The 20,774-nt window shown below is 45.0% G+C and carries 15 protein-coding genes and 1 tRNA gene; 4 read left to right on the top strand and 12 right to left on the bottom strand.

What is annotated here, in order from left to right; translation table 11 throughout:
• Nucleotide 1: 1 nt before the first annotated feature.
• From iorA to DWX57_RS10300, 5 genes are all read right to left on the bottom strand, one after another.
• Nucleotides 2-1,744, bottom strand: coding sequence for an indolepyruvate ferredoxin oxidoreductase subunit alpha (iorA, locus tag DWX57_RS10320; protein ID WP_055147951.1), 1,743 nt, complete (start codon nucleotides 1,742-1,744; stop codon nucleotides 2-4).
• 175 nt (nucleotides 1,745-1,919) lie between these two features.
• Nucleotides 1,920-3,758, bottom strand: coding sequence for a vWA domain-containing protein (locus DWX57_RS10315; protein WP_120124027.1), 1,839 nt, complete (start codon nucleotides 3,756-3,758; stop codon nucleotides 1,920-1,922).
• A gap of 119 nt (nucleotides 3,759-3,877) precedes the next feature.
• Entirely contained in the window at nucleotides 3,878-4,588 is a 711-nt protein-coding gene (locus DWX57_RS10310) for a hypothetical protein (protein ID WP_120124025.1), read from the bottom strand.
• On the bottom strand, nucleotides 4,585-5,103 hold the full coding sequence (locus DWX57_RS10305) for an RNA polymerase sigma factor (RefSeq protein ID WP_015533439.1): 519 nt from the start codon (nucleotides 5,101-5,103) through the stop codon (nucleotides 4,585-4,587). Before DWX57_RS10305 ends, DWX57_RS10310 begins: the two co-directional genes overlap by 4 nt.
• An 89-nt stretch (nucleotides 5,104-5,192) precedes the next feature.
• A complete protein-coding gene (locus tag DWX57_RS10300) occupies nucleotides 5,193-6,134 on the bottom strand; it encodes a hypothetical protein (protein WP_120124023.1) in 942 nt (313 codons plus the stop codon).
• Between the two features lie 181 nt (nucleotides 6,135-6,315).
• On the opposite strand from DWX57_RS10300, the gene DWX57_RS10295 reads away from it, so the two are divergent.
• Both DWX57_RS10295 and DWX57_RS10290 read left to right on the top strand, forming a co-directional pair.
• The gene (locus DWX57_RS10295) at nucleotides 6,316-7,035 is read left to right on the top strand and encodes a GTP pyrophosphokinase (RefSeq protein ID WP_120124021.1); all 720 of its coding nucleotides are present in this window, start codon (nucleotides 6,316-6,318) and stop codon (nucleotides 7,033-7,035) included.
• A gap of 124 nt (nucleotides 7,036-7,159) precedes the next feature.
• Nucleotides 7,160-7,233: transfer RNA gene (locus tag DWX57_RS10290), tRNA-Arg, on the top strand.
• Between the two features lie 125 nt (nucleotides 7,234-7,358).
• On the opposite strand, the gene DWX57_RS10285 is transcribed toward DWX57_RS10290, so the two are convergent.
• The 3 genes from DWX57_RS10285 to DWX57_RS10275 form a co-directional block, all read right to left on the bottom strand.
• Nucleotides 7,359-7,787 carry a hypothetical protein gene (locus tag DWX57_RS10285; protein ID WP_055224266.1) on the bottom strand — a complete coding sequence of 143 codons (429 nt, stop codon included), beginning with the start codon at nucleotides 7,785-7,787 and terminating at the stop codon, nucleotides 7,359-7,361.
• A 71-nt stretch (nucleotides 7,788-7,858) separates the two neighbouring features.
• Complete coding sequence (locus DWX57_RS10280; RefSeq protein WP_118649847.1) at nucleotides 7,859-8,626, bottom strand: hypothetical protein; 768 nt, start codon at nucleotides 8,624-8,626, stop codon at nucleotides 7,859-7,861.
• Nucleotides 8,627-8,765: 139 nt separating this feature from the next.
• Entirely contained in the window at nucleotides 8,766-9,713 is a 948-nt protein-coding gene (locus DWX57_RS10275; protein ID WP_243017714.1) for a hypothetical protein, read from the bottom strand.
• A 230-nt stretch (nucleotides 9,714-9,943) separates the two neighbouring features.
• Between DWX57_RS10275 and DWX57_RS10270 the strand changes: the two genes are divergently transcribed.
• The gene (locus DWX57_RS10270) at nucleotides 9,944-10,174 is read left to right on the top strand and encodes a hypothetical protein (RefSeq protein WP_118649848.1); all 231 of its coding nucleotides are present in this window, start codon (nucleotides 9,944-9,946) and stop codon (nucleotides 10,172-10,174) included.
• Nucleotides 10,175-10,238: 64 nt separating this feature from the next.
• Here DWX57_RS10270 and sstT read toward each other — a convergent pair whose 3' ends face one another.
• From sstT to DWX57_RS10250, 4 genes are all read right to left on the bottom strand, one after another.
• The gene (gene sstT, locus DWX57_RS10265; protein WP_118649849.1) at nucleotides 10,239-11,489 is read right to left on the bottom strand and encodes a serine/threonine transporter SstT; all 1,251 of its coding nucleotides are present in this window, start codon (nucleotides 11,487-11,489) and stop codon (nucleotides 10,239-10,241) included.
• Between the two features lie 246 nt (nucleotides 11,490-11,735).
• Nucleotides 11,736-12,851: a 5-methyltetrahydropteroyltriglutamate--homocysteine S-methyltransferase gene (locus DWX57_RS10260; protein WP_118649850.1), complete on the bottom strand. Its 1,116-nt coding sequence runs from the start codon at nucleotides 12,849-12,851 to the stop codon at nucleotides 11,736-11,738.
• A gap of 131 nt (nucleotides 12,852-12,982) precedes the next feature.
• The gene (locus tag DWX57_RS10255) at nucleotides 12,983-14,827 is read right to left on the bottom strand and encodes an ABC transporter ATP-binding protein (protein ID WP_118018410.1); all 1,845 of its coding nucleotides are present in this window, start codon (nucleotides 14,825-14,827) and stop codon (nucleotides 12,983-12,985) included.
• Nucleotides 14,828-14,830: 3 nt separating this feature from the next.
• Nucleotides 14,831-17,023, bottom strand: coding sequence for an ABC transporter ATP-binding protein (locus DWX57_RS10250; RefSeq protein ID WP_118018412.1), 2,193 nt, complete (start codon nucleotides 17,021-17,023; stop codon nucleotides 14,831-14,833).
• A gap of 681 nt (nucleotides 17,024-17,704) precedes the next feature.
• Between DWX57_RS10250 and DWX57_RS10245 the strand changes: the two genes are divergently transcribed.
• Nucleotides 17,705-20,755 (top strand): SrtB-anchored collagen-binding adhesin, encoded by a 3,051-nt coding sequence (locus tag DWX57_RS10245; protein ID WP_003060618.1) that lies wholly within the window; start codon nucleotides 17,705-17,707, stop codon nucleotides 20,753-20,755.
• Nucleotides 20,756-20,774: the final 19 nt, after the last annotated feature.

Genomic DNA, 20,774 nt, shown 5'->3' with positions numbered 1-20,774 from the left:
ATTAGAACTCCTCCCTTTCTATAGCATCGAACTTACAACGCTTCATGCACAGTCCACAGCCTGTACAGAGTGTGTCATCTATACGGATGGTTCCATCCTCCTGCCTGATAACTGCAGGGCATCCAGGCTTTAAGCACATACCGCACTTCTTGCACTTCTCAGGTATTGCCTTGCATCTTCCTGTTATCTTAGTCGTCTTCAAGAGTACACAAGGTGACTTTGTGATGATGACTGATACCTCATCCTTTGCTGTCTCCTCCTTGATGAGCTTCTTAAGACCTTCTATATCAAATGCATTTATCTCATGGACGCTCTGGATTCCCAGTGCCTTGCAGAGATTGTAAATATCAATGGCATATGTAGGATCTCCCATCAGTGTCTTACCTGTTGCGGCGTGATCCTGATGTCCTGTCATACCTGTTGTCGAGTTGTCAAGTATGATGACTGTTCCTGTGCTCTGGTTGTATACCATGTTCATGAGTGAGTTCACACCTGTGTGAAGGAATGTTGAATCACCTATGACCGCTACCCAGTTCTTGATATAATCCTTGCCCTTTGCCTTCTCCATTCCATGAAGGGTAGAGATGGATGAACCCATGCAGACTGTTGTGTCAATAACACTGAGCGGTGCGACAGCTCCGAGTGTGTAACATCCGATATCTCCTGCAGCGTGGATCTTCAGCTCTGAGAGGACTGAGAATACGCTTCTGTGTGGACATCCTGGACAGAGGATAGGTGGTCTGGCTGGAACCTGAGCAGCCTCGACTGTCTCTACCTTCTCGCCGAGAAGCTTCTCTCTGAGCATATTTGCGCTGTACTCACCCTGAACTGTAAGCAGCTCCTTGCCGACTGCATCTATTCCCCATGATCTGACCTGAGTCTCGATATGTGGCTCAAGCTCCTCGATGACATACACCTTGTCTACCTGTGCACAGAAGTCCTCGATCATCTTTCTTGGGAGTGGATTTACCATGCCAAGCTTTAAGACTGATGCGTTTGGCATAGCCTCTCTGACATACTGGTAAGGGATACCGCTGGTGATGACACCCACACTCTTGTCTCTCATCTCAACTCTGTTGATCGGCATGTCAGCTCCGTCTGCTGCCATGTCCTTGAGTCTCTGCTCTACAAATACATGACGTGGTATAGCGTTACCAGGCATCATGACATATTTCTTTATATTTCTCTCATATGGCTTGTCAGGAATCTCCTGTCTGTCACAGAGCTCTACAACGCCCTGTGAGTGTGAGAGTCTTGTGGTTGTACGGAGCATTACAGGAGTATCATACTTCTCACTCAGCTCAAATGCATACTTTGTGAAATCCTTTGCCTCCTGGCTGTCTGATGGCTCAACAACTGGGATCATGGCTGTTCTTGCTACAAGTCTTGAATCCTGCTCATTCTGTGATGAGTACATTCCTGGATCATCTGCTGCAACAAGTACCATACCTCCGTTCACACCTGTGTATGCTGCGGTGAACAGCGGATCTGATGCCACGTTCACACCTACATGTTTCATCGACACTATTGATCTCACTCCCGCAAATGATGCACCGATCGCTACCTCTGTGGCTACCTTCTCATTTGGTGACCACTCTGAGTAGATATCTCCTTTATACTGCACCATGTTCTCACTGATCTCTGTACTTGGTGTTCCAGGATATGCCGCTGATACCTTGACACCCGCTTCATAACAGCCTCTGGCGATGGCTGCGTTACCAAGCATAATCTTTTTTTCGCCCATGAATCTTACCCTTCCTGTCTATATTGATATTCTTGTTTTTATTTTTTCGTCTTAATTGACACTCTAATTTGTTATTATACAAGAATTATCAATAAAATAAAAGAGTTTTATACAATGTGATTACAAAGTGTGATTACAAAGCCATATCGAACAGCTCCTCTTATCGACATTTTCCCTAGTCAGTTATATTCTGCGTCTGACGTACCATGTCTGCAAAGCCCTGCCACTGCATATCGATAATATCGCCACTGCCGGCTGAACTGTCCACCTTACCGCCAACAAGAGCCATAACCATATCAAAATCTGCAGAACCCACATATTCACTGTTTTTGAGGATCATACCATAGGCCGCCACGGCACTTGCCGCACTCATGTCAACTGACATTTCGCTGCTGTAGCTGTCAGTCTTCACCACACGGCTCACAAGACTGCTCTTATCCCCATCCGGCTCCTTGTATCTTACGTTCACTGTCGCAAGCTCACCGGTATAGTCCTCTGCGCTATCAGACTTATCCTTAACGTCTTGTGATGCAGTATCCGATGTATTTGCCTGATTGGAATCCTGTCCGTATTTGTGCTCGGCTGCAGGCACATCGAAGCCTGATCCCGCAGGCACTATCTCATAGAGCACCGTCACCATATGTCCTGCGCCTATCTCGCCGCCGTCCACAGCGTCATTTGCAAAGTCCGCATCCGCAAGGGCGCGGTTCTCATAACCTATCTGCCTGTAACCCTTGACATTTGCCGGGTTGAACTCTATCTGGAACTTCACATCTTTTGCAACAGTGTTCAACGTGCCGCCCATCTCATCCACCAGCACCTTCTTCGCCTCATACGCAGAATCTATAAACGCATAGCTTCCATCACCATTATCAGCAAGAGCCTCAAGCTTGTTGTCCTTCAAATTGTCTGTTCCAAGCCCAAGCACGCTGAGAAAAATGTTGTTTTCCTTCTTCTCCTCGGTTATCAGATCCACAAGGTCGCTCTCACTGGTAAGCCCCACGTTCAGATCCCCGTCCGTTGCAAGTATGACACGGTTGTTGCCGCCCTCTATAAAGTTCTTCTCCGCCAGCTCGTAAGCTGTGATGATGGCATCGCCGCCGTTGGTACAGCCCTCGGCTGTCATACTTGAAAGCGCCTCATTTATCGTGTACTGCTCTGAGCCGGATGTGCCCGAGAGCACCACAGTATCCTCACCCGCATATGTGACTATGCTCACCTTGTCGTTCTCATCCAGATTCTCCGCCAGCATGGCAAATGACTGCTGCACGAGTGGGAGTTTGTTATCTTCATACATGGATCCCGAGGTGTCGATCAGGAACACCAGATTTGAAGGCTTCTTGTCTCCAAAATCTATTTCATCCGTGTTGATCCCAACCATCATGAGCTTTGTGGCCTTGTTCCACGGACAATCCGAATATTCTGTGTATATAGAGAACTTCTCTCCGTCCTCAGGCTTCTTTCTGTAGTCATAGGTAAAATAATTCAACATCTCCTCTATTCTCACCGCTCCATCAGGAGGAAGACTGCCGGACTCTATATATGATCTGACATTACTGTAGGATGCCGTATCCCTGTCTGCTGCAAATGTGGAGAGTGGTCTGTCTGCTGTGGATACAAATCCATTCTCCGCCACGCTGTCATACTCTCTCGTATCGTAGGTGATCTCTGTATACATAGAATTTGAAGTATCTGTCACCATCGCTGTATCTCCCGCGACTGTTGCCACATCACAAGCTTCCTCCGCATACATAACATCATTCGACGTACTGTTGAATATTCCACTCAAGCCATTGTCCTGCAGCGACTTCTTTTTTTGCTTACTTTCTTTTTCCCTGTACTTTTCTGCGATCCCTGTTATCTCTGTCTTATCCCCATTTTGTTTTTCAAGGCGCATTCCCCTGCCATCTACTGCATCATCGTTACCACAGCCCGTAAGACCTCCTACCATCATAACCCCTACCATAACTGCGCATATGGATCTTGCAAATATTTTTGAATTATATTTCATCATAAAAAATCCCTCCGTAATATGAATTTCAAGCTACCGGTCAAGCTTTATATTCTATATACGAAGGGATTATTATTTTTTATGGTAATTTCTGTATTTTTTTAATTTTTGATTTGTTTGTGCTATTCTGCCCTCTCAAATCTGTACCAGTTGCCCTCAACCTTCACTACAAGGCTGCCATCATCACACACAATGTAGGCTGAGTTTCTGGATGGGTTCATGTCAAAGTTGACCTCGCCGTCATTTGCCGGCACGCCATCGGTGTAGCTCTCAGCGTAGGCCGCTTTGCTCTCATCCACGCTGTCAGCATCGACCATGTCGTATGTGTCCCTGTAGAGCACACCATCCAACATGATCATGGGGATATAGTCAGCACTATTCACAGAATTCTGAGCATCAGTATTTCTCTGTACATCATAACTCGCCGTGGCGTTTTCTGCCATTTCAGCAGCATCGCTTTGAATATCGTCTGCCGCAGCCGCGTCACTTTCTTGTGCATAATAACTTTCATCCGAAGTCACCTTCACACTGTTGTCCTGCGCTGTCTTATCGCTTGCCCCCTTACGGCTGTTCCTTAACGGTCCGGCTACGATCAGCACACACACCACTGCCGCTGCCACAAGACCGGAAACGATCTGGATGGTTCTTCTGTTCCTGTCTTTACGGTCTTTCTTGACTCCAAACTTCTTATCTCCAGATTTCTTATCCTGCACCCGATGCGCATCCACCGCATCAAGTCCTGCCTCTATTTTTCCCCAGAGATCAGGTGCATCCATATTCTCTATATATTTGTCAGCTATTTCCTTTTCCAGTTCATCTTCATGTCTGTTCATAGTCTGCACCTCCTAAGTCTCTTGATCGCACTGTTGTAAAGCCACGTGACTGTTCCCATCGGCTTGCCAACTATCTCTGATATCTCTCTGAAGGTAAATCCTCCAGCCACCTTCATATCAACTATCTCCCGCTCATCAGGCTTAAGAGACTCCATGGCCACCTTCAGTGACACGCTGTTCACAACCTGTTCCTCCATGCTGCCACTCTGCCCGGTCTCCGGTATCTCATCCACCAGAGCCTCACGGTCTATCTTCCTGATCCTGTCCACCGCCATATTCCGGGCGATCGTGACCAACCATTTCTTATGTCCATTTCCCGGCTTATAGCTTCCCGCAATGCTATACAGCTTGATGAAGAATTCCGATGTCACATCCTCAGCCTCCTCGCGCTGTCCTATGGTGTCGTACACCACAGCATATATGAGCTTCAGATACGCATCATATATGTGCCGCAGGCTATCCCTGTCGCCCGCCGCCATCGCAGACATGCACTGTTCAAATTCTCTGTCTGTCATAGCTCCCTCCTCATGATAATATACGTTATATCAACTGATTTTTATGGAATGTCATTTAACTTTTTAATCTTTTCCGCCTATTTGCAACATCATATCTTCCGCATGGCGGCAAATCCCATCACGTAATTTTTCCTGCCACCAGCCGTGTCAAATGGCCATACCATATGGCGGCTGTCAACCAGCTCCACGTCATAGTTCATATGAAGCGACATATCCTTCATGAGCTGTGCCACACCTTCTATGTGCTCCACCGACTTCATCGTCTCCACATCCCGCCTGTCAAATGCATTTGCAAGCTTCTCTGCGCATGTCTGATCCTCACATGCAGCGACCTCATATCCATATATGAGGACATCCTTTGTCATATGGTACATGTAGTCATTGAGTCTCTCCACCGCCGCCTCGTTCAGCCCCGAGATGGCACTGCTTATGAGTCTAAGATCCTCGTCATGATAATTGTCCCTGTAGTGGTAAAGCAATGCCGCAAATCTGGAATTTAGCTGGCTGTGAAGCCCGACCGCCACACTGTAATCAAATATATCAAGATACCTGTCGGTGTCATTTACTATATCCCCAGATTCCGTTATGCCAATATATTTACCGGAATTGGCAGTCGCTATGCCTGTCAGGAACTCAAGTATATGCTCGATGTCCTCACAGTCCTCAAGCATCGCCTCATACAAGCGGTACTGGTCATCGTCTACATGCCAGAATGGAATATCCGCTATTATATAATCCTGTTCCTTCAGCCCATATTCCCTGACTGCCGAAAGCACAGCTTCCCTGTCTCTGTCTATGAGCACCAGCCTGTAATTATCTGCCAATCTTCCTATATCTATATCGCCGGCCGGCCCTATTCCCCACAGTGCAAGCACAGGCTTTGAATTCGCTGCATCTGCATCCTGCCCGGATTCTTTTTTTACCCGGCAGTTATTTTCTATATATTCCGTCACCTCACGTCTGTACTGTTCCCATCCCACATAGGAATCCGGTATACGCTCCGTGGCGATCATCTCATCAAAATAGCTCATTGTCTTCTCCTGACTCTGTGAACTGACAAATAAAGCAAAAGGGTTATGCCTGTCAGTATTTATTGATCATTCACAGGTATTTTATAAAATTTTATTTTTAAGCACAAGTGGAATGTAGTATAATACACATAGTTGTGCAACAGGACACACCATTCCAGTTTTTTTACATTTTGGAGGAGTTATGGAATCAATACAGACAAACGCTCTGAACAGCAAATACATCAATTCACTCCTGCGCCCGGAGGAAAATCCTTTCATGCAGGAGATGCAGAGTTTTGAGGAGATCATGATGATGTATTCATGTGCCATCAGAGAGGTGAAGACAAAATTTGAAGTGCTGAACGATGATTTCAGCGTAAGATATAAGAGAAATCCTATAGAATTCATACAGTCAAGGATCAAAAAGCCTGTCAGCATTGCCAAAAAGCTTGCAAGCAAGGGCTGTCCGGTTACATGTGCAAGTATACTGACCAATCTGGATGATGTCGCCGGAATAAGAGTCATCTGCCCATTCATCGACGACATATATATGGTGGCAGAAAAGCTCATAAGTCAGGACGACATCACCCTGATCGAAGCAAAAGACTACATATTGCATCCAAAGCCAAATGGCTACCGCAGTCTGCATGTCATAGTCGAGATTCCTGTGTTCTTCGCAGACCACACAAGGAATATGCGTGTGGAGGTACAGATCAGAACAATCGCGATGGACTTCTGGGCAAGCCTGGATCACCAGCTCAGATATAAGAAGGATATCCCGAACGTGGACATGATCTCCGCAAGACTTAAGAAATGCGCAGATGTGATATCCGCAACAGACCTTGAGATGCAGTCCATCAAGAACAGCATTTATGGTCAGCGATATATTCCTGAACTTAAGAGAGAATCACCTGAAGAATAACTACAGTTATCTATTACTGATATTTTTCAACCTCAGGTAGAATGAAAAAATTGAAATATTTGCAACTTTTCATTTGACATTTTATCAAATCTGTTGTAGTATAACTGATGTTGTTAAGCAACATGTGTGCATAGCTCAGCTGGATAGAGCACTTGGCTACGGACCAAGGTGTCGGGGGTTCGAATCCTCTTGCGCACGTGACAGAAGCTGTCTGAATTATTTCAGACAGCTTTTTTGTTTCATCAAAACTACTTTATAACAGCCAAATATTATTCATAAAAAAAGCCAGGGGGTGCGACTATAAGCTTTATTTACATAAAGTGCTACTCCCTGCTCCCCAGATATTCTTCCACCTTCTCCGGCGTATCCAGTCTCAGCCGTACAATAGTCATCATGATCATGTACCGCAACACTTCCTTTAAGATCTCATCGTCAAACTGCGACTTCATATTTTCCGGGTATGCGTGTACCAGGAAGTGCACATTATAAGCATCGCCCTGTCTTGAGATAAATGCACTCACATAGAGGCCATTCATGACCGCTGTTATGATGTCGTCATCCGTGATCTGTATATTTATCTTATACATCTTTGATATAAACTTTACCGTCTTGTCTTCTTTTACGAGAAAACGCCTGTCTGTAATCTCTCCTATGGAAAAGTTCTGTTTATGGAGTGTTATCGCCTGCAGGAATTCTGATTCCCTGTCATTCTCAATTATATAATCATATATATCATTAGGTGTGTATGCCATATTGTTCAAGTTATCCTTTCATCTATTTGTCTATATGCTAAGCGCTTTTGTCTATCACTCGTCCGGAGTCGTCACGTCACACTGCCCATCGTAAGTCCGATCACAAATACCACAAATGCACCAATCGTAAGCACATACCACTCGATAACACGGACTGTAAGTTCCCAGTCAGACGGCTCAACATCATACAGGTTTCTCACCCTGGGCCACATGGCCAATCTGAAAAGTTCATCTGGAAACAACATGCTTACGACTGCAATAATGCATATAATGATTCCGAATATATATAATACTATATTTCCTCTGTTTGTAGTCTGCGGACCAGTAATAAACTTCACTATTTCATAAATATCCGGCGGATTTGCATAATAATCTCCTAAAACCACATCAAAATCGTTGGTCATCGTGCCGTCCGCATTGTATACCATGTATCCATCTTTTGAGACAGCGCCTCTAAAAAACACCTTATCACCCGCCATGATCTTTACTCCGATATAATCATCAGATGATAACATGCCGTTTTCTGTCCCTACCGGTATGGCAGAATGATCCTCCATCCAGCTATATGGTCCATATGTTACGTCTCTATACCCATCTCCTGTAAATCGATGATAACACTTAAATTCTATGCTCTGGTCATCATATACTATGATACTTGTATGTCCATCTGTATATGTCACATTTCCCTGTTCTTCTTTTCGGGTCAGAAAGTCACCCCTGAATTCTATTCCCTTTATGGACATTATAATCGGATAAATTATGGAAAATGCTATGATCATTGCCACTATAATGCTCATCAGAACCTTTTGCGTCCTGGATAAATTCTTTATTCTCTCCATATACATTTCCCCCTTCGATCAGGAATTTTCTGTTATCTCCACGAGCTGCGAAACATACTCTGCAGATTTCAAATACATATCGACTGCCTATATTATCCTCCCATGCTATCCGCAGCCCCTGACTATTGCCCGCGCACGCCTAGAACAGATCCAGCGTATTGTCAAGATATATCTCTTCTCTTACCCTCAGCTGGTACTCTGGCTTTGTCATATAGTATAACAGAAATTCCAGCACTATGGCACTTCCAAGACCTCTTCCCTCTATCTTGAAATTGGAAAATCCCATCGGCAGGTAAATGTTCCTTATATCATCTATACCTATAAATCCGGGATTCTCCATCGCTTTTGAGAAACGATAGCCACCTGCTGCGTTCGGCGATGTACAGTGGTGAATTGATTTCTCACCGAGAGCCATACGGCTCACATCCTCATAGCAGGCTTTCCTGTCCTGACAGGAGAACCAACAGCATTCGTTGCACAGGAATTCCACCTTGTCTTTCTGCTTTTGCGAAAGCGCCCCCAGCCTGTCAAATGCTTTGTTCAGCCGGAAATCCGGCACAACATATCGGAATTCATCCCGGTCAAGCTCTGCCGAAAACTGGTCAAAGTCCGTAATGACCTTTGTTGTAGATGAAACCATATATAGTCCCGGATAGTTCTCCTGCAGATAGTCAAGCAACAACTCCGAATGGACTATGACACCGTTTTGAATATCACCCTTCTCAAACGCTCTGCACAAATCATTACACCGTTTATCCGCAAGATGTTCCGGTCTTAACAATGAGTTGCTGAAGGTCAGCCTCGCCGATATTCCATACCCGCTCATAAGTTCCAGCACATCTCTGGCACCGCTGTCGCCATATCCTGCTCTGCCGCCACCCCAGAGGCAGTCACCCGGTGCGCCATACACCGAGCCGATATCACACCAGTCGTAAAAATATTCCCTGTGCTCACGGTATAGTGGCAGGAATACCTTGTACAGCTCGTAGAATTCAAAAAGTCCGGGCAGATGGTAATGTGCCTTGTATTCTGTTTTGTTATTACCTGTCTCTGGCTTTGATCTGCCAGACAATGGCTCATTCCCCATAGTGTTCATTTTCCTGTTTTTCTTTCAGTTCCCATATGTTATCTTAGCTTCCGCATACTGTCTACAATTATATAAAAGTTCTTCATCTGTTGCAAACCATGTTTAGGATATTGTATATTTGAAAGAGGCATCGACCACCCAAAGATCAAAAAGAGGAAGAACGTCGATGCGGAGCTGGACAAGTTTCTGTAGGCAATACAAACAAACTGCAACGGAGGTTATTATTTATTATGGGGAATACATTCAGGGAAGTTAAGTGTTTCAAATGCGGACACATTTTTATGTGGCAGAAAGATGGTATAGACTATCAGTCTGAATATCGTCTGGAAAGCACCAGCGAACTGCTGGGAATTGCGGCATGTCCTAAATGCGGAACGGATATGTTGGTAATTCCGCATGTTCTTGAGGGAATCTCTAAAGATTCAAATGGAATTGTGGAATCAGGGATACGGGGAATATAAAGGCAAAAACAACCGGGTATGTTTCTTCCTGAACATGCCCGATTATTTTTTATATGGGAATATCCTACTCATCTGGATTTACGATGGCGCCTATCTTAAACTCTCTGCCGTCCTTTTGCCACTGTCTGTACTCCGCTGTAGCGGCAAAGAGTACATCTCCCGATGAGTTGATTGCCGTCTCAAGTGAATCCTGGACCACTCCGATGATCATTCCGACAGCAACAGCCTGCATGGATATATCCTGTGGGATTCCAAACAGCGAGCACGCCATAGGAATGAGCAACAGCGAACCTCCCGCAACACCTGAGGCACCGCACGCGCCAAGGGTTGCCATAAGACTGAGCATGAGTGCTGTCGGAACGTCAACCGACACTCCCATGGTATTTGCAACGGAAAGCGCCATTATAGTTATAGTGATGGCGGCACCATCCATATTGATGGTCGCGCCAAGCGGTATGGATACCGAATACACATCCGGGTCAAGTCCAAGTCTATTGCAAAGTGACATGTTCACTGGGATATTTGCCGCAGAACTTCTGGTGAAGAACGCCGTCACACCTGACTCTCTGAGACATCTCCACGCAAGTGGATATGCATTTCTCCTTAAGACGATAGTCGCAAGGAGCGGATCTACGATCAATGCAACCGTAAGCATGGCGCCCACAAGCACAAGCAGCAATCTGCCATATTCCTTGAATATCGACAATCCACTCTCCGATACTGTCGTGAACACAAGTCCCATGATTCCAAATGGTGCGCACCCGATGATCCACCTCACGACGGTTGATACCGCATCCGATATGGATACAAGTGCAGATTTTATAGACTTGCTTGTCCGTCGCATGGCAAGTCCAAACAAAAGTGCCCATGCAAGTATGCAGAGATAATTTGCGTTGAGTATCGCATTTACGGGATTATCGGTGATGTTGAGCAAAAGATTCTGGAGGACCTCCATGATTCCCGATGGGACGACATCCGCCTGATATGATTCAAGGTCCAGTGTCATGGTTACAGGGAAAATAAAACTTGCGCTCACCGCCACTACCGCTGCGCATAGCGTGCTGAGCATATACATGATCGTCACCATACGGAACTGCTGGCCATTTCCCTTTCCTGCATTTGCAATTGAGCTGATGACAAGGGCAAACACCAGTATCGGCGCAATTGCCTTGAGCGCCCTGACGAACATGGTTCCGATCAGGCCTATTCCCGTTGCCCCCGGCACCAGAAGTCCCAGCACCGCACCGATCACTATTCCAACCAATATCTTCGCGATCAGCGACACCCTATTCCACATCTCTACAATCTTTTTCATGAATCTAACTCCTAACTATATCTATATTTCTGCTTTTTAACATACATTTTCTTTAGCATTCTTCTTTCTCAGAAGAAGTATCCTCACGAGCAAAAACACTGGGAATATAACTCCCGCAAGGATTCCGCGTTTCTTAATAGTATCATATATCGATCAGGCTTGTATATAACAGATTTCATAACACAAAAAGCGGCGAACAGATTCTTGCTTCTGTTCGCCGCCACTTCACTTCTATAATACTCTATTTTATGACCAGACTTCCTCTGCTATCTCCTTAACGAGCTTGAGCTTTGCCCACTGCTCTTCCTCTGTCAGCTTGTTTCCGATCTCACACGATGCAAATCCACACTGAGGGCTCAGGCATAATCTGTCAAGTGGTACATACTTTGCAGCCTCATAGATCCTTGCAATGACCTTCTCCTTATCCTCAAGAACCGGAGATTTTGTTGTGATAAGTCCGAGCACGACCTTCTTGTTCTCTGAAACCTTTGCAAGAGGTGCAAATCCGCCCGATCTCTCATCGTCATACTCAAGGAACAGCGCATCTACATTCTCATTTGCAAATACATAATCTGCAACTGTGTCATAAGGACCGCTTGTGAAGAATGTTGAGTGGTAATTTCCTCTGCAGATATGTGAAGTGATGACCATATCCTCCGGCTTTCCTTCAAGGGCAAGATTGTTCACTGCAAGCAGCTCCTTCTTGACATCCTCAAGTGATATTCCAAGCGACCTATATCTCTGCTTTGCTGCATCCCCCACTATGGCTCCCCATGTACAATCGTCAAGCTGCAGGTTTCGGCATCCAGCATCATAGAACTGCTTAATAACATCCTGATAAGCCTTTCCGATATCCTGGATAAGCTCCTCATTTGTAGGATAGAACTTCCTTGTGTTTGCAATATTGTCAGGTACTATCATCTGCTGGAATGTCTGTGCAGGAGCCGGTATCGTATACTTTGCAACTGTATTCTCATCCTCGAACTGCTTTAAGAACTTGAAATATTCAACAAATGGATGAGCCTTTGCCTTTATCTTACCTACAAGATACGTATCATCAAGAACCGCAAGCTCTGCATCGAATTTCACACCATTTCCAGTGTTCTCATGGGCAACTCCATCAAGTCCCCACATAAAGTCAAGATGCCAGAATGTTCTTCTGAACTCGCCATCTGTGATCGCATGGAATCCAAGTTCCTTCTGCTTTGCAACGACCTTGGTAATCTCCTCATTAACAACTTTGTCGAACTCCTCCTTGGTGATCTTTCCGTCCCTGTATGCTGCCTTCGCATCCTTGAGTGCCTGTGGTCTCAGAAAGCTTCCTACAAAATCGTATCTGAAAGGTGTCTGTAATTTGCTCATATGTCTTTATCCTCCGTAGTGTTTTCTCGTTTTCTTAACTTGAGGATATTCTAGCAGGATAGGCTGTCCATGGAAAATACTATTATTTTGAGGCTTGCCATAGCTTTAAGCTATGGGTATCTATAAATCCTTTAACTCCACTGCGAGTTATACAGATCCGCATAGAATCCATTCTGCGCCATGAGCTCATCATGGTTACCCTGCTCTATGATGTCACCGTCCTTCATAACAAGGATTATGTCTGCATTCTTGATGGTTGACAGTCTGTGGGCTATGACAAAGCTTGTCCTACCCTTCATCAGATTGTCCATGGCTCTCTGAATCCTGTGTTCTGTTCTCGTATCGACTGACGATGTAGCCTCATCGAGGATCAGGACCGGATTGTCAGCAAGAATTGCCCTTGCGATAGTTAAGAGCTGTTTCTGTCCCTGGGAGATATTTGTTATCTCCTCATTGAGCTCCATGTTGTATCCACCCGGAAGTGCCGAGATAAATCTATGTGCATGAGCTGCCTTTGCCGCTGCGATGACTTCCTCATCCGTGGCATCCAGTCTTCCGTATCTGATATTCTCCATGATAGTGCCCTTGAACAGCCATGTATCCTGAAGCACCATGCCAAATACATCCCTGAGCTCACGTCTGTTGAAGTTCTTAATATTGTGTCCGTCCAGTAGTATAGCACCGCCATTCACGTCGTAGAATCTCATGAGCAGCTTGACCATGGTGGTCTTACCCGCTCCGGTAGGTCCGACTATAGCTACCTGCTGTCCCGGTTTTACATGGGCTGAGAAATCCTTGATGATGATCTGATCCGGGTTGTATCCGAACTTTACATGCTCAAATGTTACCTCACCCTTGATTCCCTCTGTGGATACAGGATTCTCTACTATCTGCTCCTCTTCTTTCTCTTCAAGAAGTTCAAATACTCGCTCAGCGGCTGCTGCCATCTGCTGCATCATATTTGTGACCTGGGCAACCTGCTGAACTGGCTGTGTGAGGTTCTTCACGTACTGTATAAATGCCTGGATATCACCTATCTGGATAGTTCCTCTGATCGCAAGAGCCGCACCTGATATGGCAACTGCCACATAGCCCAGATTACCGACAAACATCATAATAGGCTGCATCAATCCTGAGAAGAACTGTGACTTCCATGCTGACTTGTACAGAGTCTCATTTGTCTCATGGAACTCTCTTCTAACGTCGTTCTCCTTATTGAACGCTTTTATGACATTGTGTCCGCCATACACCTCTTCAACCTGCCCGTTTATGTGTCCCACGTATTCCTGCTGCTGCTTGAAGAATCTCTGGGATTTCTTGATGACAAACATCATGAGCATGATACTTATCGGAAGTATCAGCACTGATATAAGTGTCATAAGCGGGCTGATCGTGAGCATCATCACAATTACACCGATGACCGTACTAACCGATGTGATGAGCTGTGTGATACTCTGGTTCAGACCATTTCCCATGGTATCTATATCATTTGTAATCCTTGAAAGTACCTCGCCATAGGTTCTGCTCTCAAAGTAACTCATCGGCATCCTGTTGATCTTCTCGGACACCTCACGTCTCATCCTGTAGCACACCTTCTGTGTGATACCGGTCATGATGAAGCCCTGTACAAAGCTAAATGCCACACTCAGCACATACAGGCCAAGACAGAACAGCAATATCTTACCGATATACGTGAAATCAATTCCGCCGTTGCCTGTTATCTTGTTCATGATTCCCTCGGACAGGACTGTTGTCGCCTTGCCGAGTACCTTCGGACATACTACGTTGAATACCGTACTTCCAATTGCAAATATAGCAACGACAACAACCGCGGCCTTGTACTTGCCTATATATCTGAATAACTTTCCTATCGTTCCCTTAAAGTCCTTGGCTTTATCGCCGCCCATCATAGGACCGTGGCCTCTTCTAGGACCTCTGAAACTTCTCTGATTATTTGTCTGATTCTGTTCTGACATGTCCTACACCTGCCTTTCTGAGTCAGTTCCAAGACTGGCCGCTATCTCCGATGGAGAAAGCTGTGACTCGGCTATCTGCCTGTACTCCTCACAGGTCTGCATGAGTTCCTTGTGAGTTCCCTTGCCGACTATCGTACCCTCGTCAAGCACAAGTATCTGATCTGCTGAGAGTATAGTGCTTACACGCTGTGCAACGATAAATACCGTGCTGTCATTTATGTGCTCGCCAAGTGCCTTTCTGACTGCCACATCCGTCTTGAAATCAAGCGCCGAAAAGCTGTCGTCAAATATCAGGATCTTCGGCTTTCTTGCTATGGCTCTGGCTATAGCAAGACGCTGTTTCTGACCACCGGACACATTTCCACCGCCCTGAGCAACCGCACTGTCGTAACCATGCTCCTTCTCCTCTATGAAGTCGGATGCCTGGGAAATCTCAGCTGCAAGCTTGACATCTTCATCAGATGCATCCGGTGCACCGAATCTTATATTGGACGCAATCGTTCCCGAGAACAGAATTCCCTTCTGCGGAACAAAACCGATATTCTGTCTCACGCTCTCCATAGTGAGGTCTCTTATATCCTGTCCGTCTATCGTTATCGAACCCTCCGTAACATCATAGAATCTCGGGAGGAGCTGAACCAGTGTACTCTTACCACAACCGGTACTTCCTATGATCGCCGTAGTCTGTCCAGGCTTGGCCTCAAATGAGATATTCTCAAGTACATTCTCATCTGCGCCCGGATATGCAAATGCGACATTGTCATACTTTACGACACCCCTTGGTGCTTCAAGCTTCTTTGCCCCGGCTGCGTCCTGAACTGTCACTTCAGTGTTTATGATCTCCTGTATTCTGTCTGCTGCCACGCTGGCACGAGGGAGCATGACTGACATCATGCTGAGCATAAGGAACGACATGATAATAAGCATTGTGTATGTAATAAATGCAGTCATTGATCCTACCTGAAGGACACCCGCATCAATCTTGTGGGCTGCCACCCACTCTATAAGTATGCTTATTGCATACATGATGAACATGAGTATAGGCATTGCAAATGTCATGACTCTGTTGACGAACAAGGTGTTCTTCGTCAGGTCTTTATTTGCCTCATCGAATCTCTCTTCCTCCCGTTCCTCTCTGCCAAATGCCCTGATAACCGGGATACCTGTAAGTATCTCTCTTGACACAAGGTTTACTCTGTCCACCAGTGTCTGCATAACTTTAAACTTTGGCATGGCAATGACCATAAGCGTTCCCATGAGGATCACAACTGCTGCTATACCGATGAATATTACCCAGCCCATTCCGGCTCCGTTCTCAACAACCTTGACGATTCCTCCAATAGAAAGTATCGGTGCATATAGAACCATTCTGAGCATCATAACTGTAACCATCTGTATCTGCTGGACATCATTTGTAGATCTCGTTATAAGAGATGCAGTTGAGAACTTGTTGATCTCAGCATCCGAAAATGCGATAACCTTGTTGAACACCTTCTCTCTGAGTCCGCAGGCAACGCTTGCCGCAACCCTTGACGCCACAAGTCCTATGAGAACCGCAGCTGCTGCCATGAGAAGTGACATTCCAAGCATCTTCACCGCTGCCCACTTCAGATATGACATCTGTCCTGCCTTATAATCGTAGCCAAAGCTGTCGTAGCATATTCTTGTACATGCTATGGCTGTGGATTCCATATAATCCTCACCCATGCTGTCGAGCATGCCATCAACCACAGGCTTCATCTGTTCACCGATCTGCGCCCACATCTCCTCCGGCATCTCGTCAAGGGTGATTCCCATCTTGTCGAGTCCTGCCTTGATCTCGTTGTCCTCGTCAGAGTTCACCATCTGATATGGATAGTAATACATCATAAGCCCCTTCATACAGGCACTATCCACTTCGTCTATGTGTTCCTCGCCATCTTCTGTCAGGTAATAATAACCATCCGAACCATCTTTATAATATTTCTCCCATACGGCTTTCTCATCGTCATCCATAAATCCGCCTATCACGTTGTAGGCTTTCTCTGGGATCTGTTTCGGACTGCAGTTCTCTATACCGTAGTTCTGTATACCGGTATCTATGAGCTTTGAGGTGTAGTCCGGAAGTGACAGATCACAGTATGCCTGCAGAACAAGAAGAAGGGCTATGATAATGACCGACTTCCAATATGGCTTCAGATTTCTGAATATCTGCATGTCATTTCCTCCTTGAACAATTATTAATCAGATGAATGTATCCCCCTCTAGTCTTTCTATGTGCACAACATAACATCACCTGTACCGGATCGCTCCCGCTCATTTCGGCCTACAGCGGTACTAAGGTGCCACTTACATGCCACCTAAGGACCGGTGGCCTCAAATGTCCTGTACAGGTGCTGTTATGTTGTACACGTTAATATACATTATGCAGGGATACATTCATCTGATATCTACGCTTTCTTCTGACGGAGAAAATGCCATGCTTTAGCTGACGTTGTTTTCCCCTTTACATTTTCAAGCGTATTCTTTCTTTAATTAAATATCTTTGAAAGTTTATCATTGCATATATTCTCAGTCAATTAAATATCTATAAAGATTTAATAATTTTTATGACAAAAACACAATAAAAATCTGATTATCCGCTAAAACACAGTATCTATCAGCATTTTCAAGGAAACAAACACATCAATTTACTACTTATTTACTACCATTGAATGAGCCTTGATACGCAAGTTTTCCTAGATATGCAAAGATATGGTACAGCACATCAGTATTGAAACAAGAAAAATTGAATAACTCATAGACTATGGAACGCCTAAAATGACGTTCCTTTTCTATTTTCAGCCGTTCATTATGGACGGTTATTTTATTACCAAAAATGAAAGGAGCATTAGATTTATGAAAAAGATGTTAAAACGATTGTGTACGGGCTTCTTAGCTCTTGCAACTGTCGTTACTGCTTTGCCGACTACACCCGTTCATGCAGAAAGTAAGCAATACTGGACGGAGTCAAAAGAGCGTGTCGGTATCGTTGAAAAAGTAATGAATGACGGTTCGATTGGTTCTACCTTTAATGAGGGACATTTGACCGTTGAGGGCGAGGACGCTTACTGTATCGACATTAACACAGACTTTAAGAATGGCTACAAGACCAGAGCTGACGCAAGCACCCGTATGAGTGCCGACCAGATAAGCGACGTTGCCTTATCTATCGAATATGTAAAACAGTACACAGACAGCCACAACGGAATAAGCAAAAACCACGCCTACCTTTTAAGACAGCTTGTTGTCTGGCAGAGATTAAGCGTACATCTTGGCTGGCAATGCGATAACGTGCGAGCTTCTTATGATGAAATTCCAAAGGCAACGCAGGACGAAGTTTTCGCTGGTGCAAAAGCCTTTGTCAAAGAGAATAAAGGACGCTATGAATGTGGCGGTTATATCTACTCTGGCGAGGGGCAGGAATTGGGACAATTCTGGGCGAAACTCAATGTTGGAAATGCGAAACTTCAAAAGACTTCCAGTAATACCAGCATTACAGACGGTAACGGGAATTACTCTATCGCTGGTGCGACATACGGTGTCTTTGCTGATAAGGACTGCACGAAACAGCTTGCCACCCTTACGACTGATGAAAACGGAAATACAGATGTCGTAGAGGTAACGGCTGACACAGTCTATATCAAGGAATTATCCGCACCAGCAGGATATAAGGTTGATACAAATATATATTCCTTAAAGGTTGAAGCTGGAAAGACAGCGACCTTGAACGTATCAGATACACCAAAGGTAACAGACACTTTGATTGAACTCTTCAAGATTGATATGGAAACACAGAAAGACAATCCGCAGGGGAACGCTTCTTTAGCAGGTGCGGAATTTACATGGAAGTATTATACTGGCTTCTACAATAAAGACAATCTCCCTGCCGAAGCTACAAGAACATGGGTTACAAAGACAATCGCCGAAACAGACAGCGACGGTACAATCCACTATGTTACAAAATTAGCGGACGCATACAAGGTATCTGGCGACAGTTTCTATATGCAGGACGGCAAAGCCGTTCTTCCACTTGGAACACTAACCGTAGAAGAAACAAAAGCTCCAAACGGTTACTTGCTGGACGGTGCATATATGCAGGCTGGCGATAAGTCCGAACAGATTAAGGGCTTATATGTAACACAGATTACCGAGGACGGCGACCTTGCCGTATTGACTGGAAGTAACCAGTTTTCTGTATCAGACAAGGTTATCCGTGGCGGTGTGAAAATTCAGAAACGAGATTTAGAAACGGGCGATACAAAACCACAAGGAAGTGCCACTTTGAAAGATACTGCCTTTGACATCATTTCCTTAAATGATAATGCGGTACTGGTTGAGGGCAAGCTATACAAGAAAAATGAAGTGGTAAAGACAATCCATACAGACATTGAGGGTGTCGCTTCTACGTCTGCTGACCTTTTACCTTATGGAAAATTCCGTATCGTTGAGAGTGAAGCTCCAAACGGATATTTGACAGACGGTGCAAAACCGATTGATTTTGCAATCACAGAGAATGGAAAAATCGTTGATTTAACCGACGAAGCCCATTCTATCTACAATCAGATTAAGCGTGGAGATATTGAGGGCGTAAAAATCGGAGCAGGCACACACAAGCGTCTTGCTGATGTTCCCTTTAGGATCACAAGCAAGACAACGGGCGAAAGTCATGTTGTGGTAACTGATGATAACGGGCAATTCTCCACTTCTTCTGACTGGGCTTCTCATAAGCATAATACCAACGCAGGAAAGACCAGCGAGGACGGTGTATGGTTTGGAACTTCTAAACCAGACGACAGCAAAGGGGCGTTGCCTTATGATACCTACATCATTGAAGAAATGCGTTGCGATAGTAACAAAGGCTTTGAGCTTATCCCACCTTTTGAAATCGTGGTATCAAGAAATAACCTTGTGATTGATTTAGGTACTTTGACTGATGAATACGAAAAAGAAATCTCTATCCATACCACAGCGACCAGTAAGGACGGCGAAAAGACAATCCTTGCAGGAAAAGAGGTAACAATCGTTGATACCGTCAAATTAGACGGACTTACAAAAGGCACAAAATATCAGCTCAAAGGCTGGCAGATGTTAAAGGAAGAAAACACCGAGCTTCTTATCAATGGAAAGCGTGTAGAAAATGACTATACCTTTATCGCTGATGATGAAGCTATGAAAGTGGAAATTACTTATACATTCAATGCGTCCGAGCTTGGCGGTAAAAATCTGGTAACATTCGAGGAATTATACGATTTGAGCAATCCAGAAGAACCCGTAAAAGTTGCGGAACATAAAGACATTGAGGACGACGGACAGACGGTACTTATCACAGAGCGTATCATCAAAATTCATACGACTGCTACCGATAAGGACGGCAACAAAGAGCTTGAAGCTGGAAAAGAGGTAACAATCATTGATACCATAACCTTAGAGGGCTTAGAAGTCGGCACACAGTACAAACTTGTAGGCTGGCAGATGTTGAAAGAAGAAAATGCAGAGCTTCTTATCAATGGAAAACGTGTGGAAAGTGATTACACCTTTACCGCAGACAGCGAAACTATGAAAGCGGAAGTTGCCTTTACCTTTGACGCTACTTCTCTTGACGGCAAACAGCTTGTAACTTTTGAAGAATTGTACGATTTAAGCAATCCAGACGAGCCGAAGAAAGTTACCGAGCATAAAGACATTGACAACGAGGGACAGACGATTACCTTTAAGGAAAAACCCGAAGTCCCAGAAGAACCAGAGAAACCCAAAACACCACAGACACCAGATACACCGCATAAAACAGACAGTCCAAAAACGGGCGATAACACGAACCTTTACGGACTGCTTGCATTATTACTAACTTCTGGTGCTGGACTGGCAGGTATCTTCTTCTGCAAACGCCGTAAAATGAAGAAATCATAAGGCGGTAACGATATGAGAA

It is taken from the genome of Coprococcus sp. AF19-8AC (genome assembly GCF_003603115.1).
Lineage (GTDB): Bacteria > Bacillota > Clostridia > Lachnospirales > Lachnospiraceae > Coprococcus > Coprococcus aceti.
The sequence above is the reverse complement of the archived record's forward strand: the minus strand, read 5'-3'. Positions and strand labels throughout refer to the sequence as shown.